Source organism: Pseudomonas sp. 05N434 (assembly GCF_056396965.1).
Genome location: NZ_JBFTMK010000536.1, coordinates 1 through 3,476, shown reverse-complemented (window position 1 = coordinate 3,476; position 3,476 = coordinate 1). Strand labels below are relative to the sequence as shown.

The window sequence follows — 3,476 nt, the reverse complement described above, 5'->3', positions numbered from 1 at the left end:
CGGCTGTGCTGCGAGCCATCAGCGAACTCATGCAATCCAGCGATACCGCCCGCGAAGAAAACCAGGACCTGCGCATCCCCTTTGCCAAAGCACTCCATGACCTCTATGCGGGACAGAAGTCCGACGCCGAGTTGACGGAAATGGTGTTGCTGATGCTGGAAGTGGAAACCGCCCCTTTTATTGGCAAAGAGCCCCAGCCAGGAGCGGTATCTGGGGACAATGACCTCTGAGAAGTGGAAAAGGGGCAACGTTATTTTCCCAAATGGAAATCGTCGTATCCCTGGTTTGAGCAAAAAAGTCCCGCACGATTTGAGCTTGCTGACAACGTCAACCTATAGTGCTGTGCTGGAGCTACGAAGGATGCTTCAGGCTGATGATTTCGTTTCTTCCCAGGATGGATATTTACCCAATGCTCAAGTTCAATGCTCATCTCGGCTTCCAATTCAATGAATTGCCTTTTCTGCAACGCATCGAAGCAGCCGCCGCAGCTGGTTTTCGGGCGGTGGAGTTCCCATCACCCTATGAGTTCGACGCGAGTCTCTTGGCCGACCATCTGGCTCAATACAGTCTGCCATTGATTCAATTCGCTGCACCGGCTGGTGTTACCAAAGGCATCGCTGCCTTGCAGGGCATGGAGGAAGAGTTTCGCAACGGTTTGCTCCGGGCCGCCAGCTATGCAAAGGCGCTGGCATGTTCGGATGTCCACATTATGTCTGGTGTTACGACGCAGGATGACGCAGGGCGTGTCTTCGGGAGCAACCTGGAGTATGCCGTCAAGTACTTCGAGGATCAGGGTTTGCGGCCGCTTATCGAAGTAATCTGTGCGCAGGAGATGCCGGGCTATTACATGGCTGACTTCAGCAAGGCGCAACAAGTGCTGGAAACCTTCCCGAGTGTCGGGCTGATCCTCGATCTTTACCATGCCCAGCTTCTGACCGGAGACGCAGCAGATGTTCTGGCTCGGTTTTACGACAGAACAGTTCATGTGCAAATTGCCGACTGCCCGGGGCGCCACGAGCCGGGAACGGGGAGCATCGACTTTGCAGCCTTGTTCGCAGCGCTGGAGCAGCGTGGCTACACAGGATGGATCGGGTGTGAATACCGGCCTTCCGGTTCTACCGTGGCGAGTCTTGACTGGATTAGGCAGTTAAGTGCTTAGCGCTGAAGTGAAATTGTGATGGGGCGGCGTGCAGGTAGATTTGGCGCAGGGGAGGGTTAAGACGGTATCTACAAGGGCTGCCTCTCTAGATGCCAGAAACAACAAAGCCCTCGTATTTCTACGAGGGCTTTGTTTTGTATGGTGCCGGCACCAGACGAACGGTAGCTTGCGGCGAGGCTAGGTTTTCTGCGGGTCTGGAATTCGCTGGAAAATTCGGCGTACCCCAACTAGTAACTATAAATAAATCAGCTAGTTATGGCTTTCTGTGGAATCGAACCCGGAATGCGGGATGCTGAGTAAATTTCGCGCCGGTGTTCTGGGCCGGCCGCTGGCGATCCTTTCCACTGCCGGAGGCTTGTCTCTGGTCCACTTCTTACCCTTTGTGCACAGGCCCAGCTAACGAGGAGTTGAACTATCGCCGCGCCAAGATAAATCCTGCTGATCAGATTTGATCCGAAGTCTGTCGTGACGGCATATTGGTCCAAACCGACGGAGGCCTTGGTCATGAGCGCAGCAAAACAGTTTCACGCCCAAATCGATGGCAAACAGATTCAGGGCTGGGTGGTGAAGGACGGACGCTCATACCTAGCTTATGCGGATTTTCGCGGAAAACAGATCGTTGTCCGTGGAAGTTCCGAACCAAATGCCATTAGCAAATGGCGTGAGGAAGCCAACTACGTAGCTAACGAATAGGACATTCAGTTCCAGGCGAGCACCCAATGACCCCTACGACCAGAAAAAACAAGCCGATGATTGCGAAATATGAGGGCTTGAGTCAGTCGTAAAGCGCGCCTATGAGACGCCTTTTGAAAAAAAACTCAGAAAAATCAGTTTTTTTTTCACGATAGGGGAGGCTTTTATGACCCCCACTGAAGGCGTGGATGTCTTCCTCCTTAGAGGCGTAGCTTTCTCCCTCCAGGAGACATTGTCGACTCCCAAAACATACTCATCGCTAAACACATCCAACTTTGAAACACATTTAGCCAATCGAGACACAGTAAACTTAACTTAAGGGGCTGACACAGGCGCCTCCCCCCCCACCGTTGCCAGCCCTGTTTAGAGCCACCATACTCCAGCCAACGGTAAATTAAGGGGGATCAGGGGATGACTAAGTTAACGACAACGGTGAAGGCGAAAAAGCCGGCGCCGGTAGAAAGCAAGGAAATCGAGAAACGGTGGGGAAAGGATTTGGTAGCGGCGGGATGGACAGCCATTCCCAATGTGCTTTTCGACTGCTCACAACAACTGGGGCTGAAACACCTGCATATCGTGATCATTCTGCATCTGGCCGGCTACTGGTGGCAGGCGGGCAATGATCCTTATCCGACCAAAGAGACCCTTGCTAAGAAAATTGGGGTAACGGCCCGGACAATCCAGCGGTCAATCGCCGAGCTTGAGGAAATGAAATTCATCACTCGACACGCCCGAAAGTCGAAGTTGGGCGGTAACCTCGCGAATCGCTATTCCTTCGATGGGATCATCGAGGCCGCTACCCCGTACGCTAAAGCCATCGTGGACGCGCGCGAGAAGCAAAAAGCTACTGGTGACGGCCGTGCTACACGTAAAAAGCCAGCCACTTTGGAATTGGTCAAATAAGAGGACAGCGGTGGACGATTCAGTCGTCGAACCCAAAGGAAGTACGACGATGAACAAAACCGCCACACAACTGGGTGATGAAAGCCTGGCAGATGCCTTCCGTGAGTTGATGAGYGTCGTCATCAGCATGCGCGAGGCAGGTGTCGAATTGAGCCAGGTGCAGCATGCGCCTGAATTCACCTACTTGCTGACTCCCAAGCAGTTTGACCGGATAAAGCGTATTTGCCGTGAAAAGGGCTGGTCGGAGCCAAACCGGAGGGGCATTTTGATTGACCTTCAAGCCATCGCTCATCCATTGGATTCTCGCGAGAGCAAAGACCACTGCACCCCAGAAGAAGCTTTGCAGATCCTGGTGAACGCGTACTGCGCTTACAGCCAGATAGGCTTGAACAAGCCCAAGCATGCTCAGGGTATTCTCTTTAACACCGGCAGAAAGGTCAGCGTAGGCAACGGCAGCTATTACGCCTTGGCGGTCGTAAAAGTATGCGAGGACGGGGCTATAAGGTACTTGGCCCCGGTTACTGCGTATCACGCAACCGAGGCCAAGATCCGAAACATTAAGTGACTACGAGGAAGGACGGCCTCGAAGGCAAGTCTCCTGCACTGAAGCAGAACAACCCATATGCCTGCGATTTCCCTTCATATGACCCTGGCTAGCCAGGCCTCCGCAGCTCCGCCGACAAATTTTCTGCTGTCTGCGTAGTCGAGATCAATGTTAAGC

The 3,476-nt window shown here is 53.2% G+C and carries 5 protein-coding genes; all 5 read left to right on the top strand.

Features of this window, described 5'->3' with window-relative positions; translation table 11 throughout:
- On the top strand, positions 1-230 hold a 230-nt coding region (locus AC1DLB_RS25280; protein ID WP_477785855.1), incomplete at its 5' end, for a hypothetical protein.
- A gap of 179 nt (positions 231-409) precedes the next feature.
- Entirely contained in the window at positions 410-1,159 is a 750-nt protein-coding gene (locus AC1DLB_RS25275) for a hydroxypyruvate isomerase family protein (protein WP_477744153.1), read from the top strand.
- A 504-nt stretch (positions 1,160-1,663) separates the two neighbouring features.
- On the top strand, positions 1,664-1,852 hold the full coding sequence (locus tag AC1DLB_RS25270; protein ID WP_477744117.1) for a hypothetical protein: 189 nt from the start codon (positions 1,664-1,666) through the stop codon (positions 1,850-1,852).
- A 411-nt stretch (positions 1,853-2,263) separates the two neighbouring features.
- The gene (locus tag AC1DLB_RS25265) at positions 2,264-2,755 is read left to right on the top strand and encodes a helix-turn-helix domain-containing protein (protein WP_095155734.1); all 492 of its coding nucleotides are present in this window, start codon (positions 2,264-2,266) and stop codon (positions 2,753-2,755) included.
- Between the two features lie 49 nt (positions 2,756-2,804).
- Complete coding sequence (locus tag AC1DLB_RS25260; protein ID WP_477744118.1) at positions 2,805-3,320, top strand: hypothetical protein; 516 nt, start codon at positions 2,805-2,807, stop codon at positions 3,318-3,320.
- The last annotated feature ends 156 nt before the right edge of the window (positions 3,321-3,476 follow it).

Coding starts and splice junctions, on each gene's coding strand:
- AC1DLB_RS25270 (WP_477744117.1), top strand. CDS start 1,664: ATGAGCGCAGCAAAACAGTTTCACGCCCAAATCGATGGCAAACAGATT.
- AC1DLB_RS25265 (WP_095155734.1), top strand. CDS start 2,264: ATGACTAAGTTAACGACAACGGTGAAGGCGAAAAAGCCGGCGCCGGTA.
- AC1DLB_RS25275 (WP_477744153.1), top strand. CDS start 410: ATGCTCAAGTTCAATGCTCATCTCGGCTTCCAATTCAATGAATTGCCT.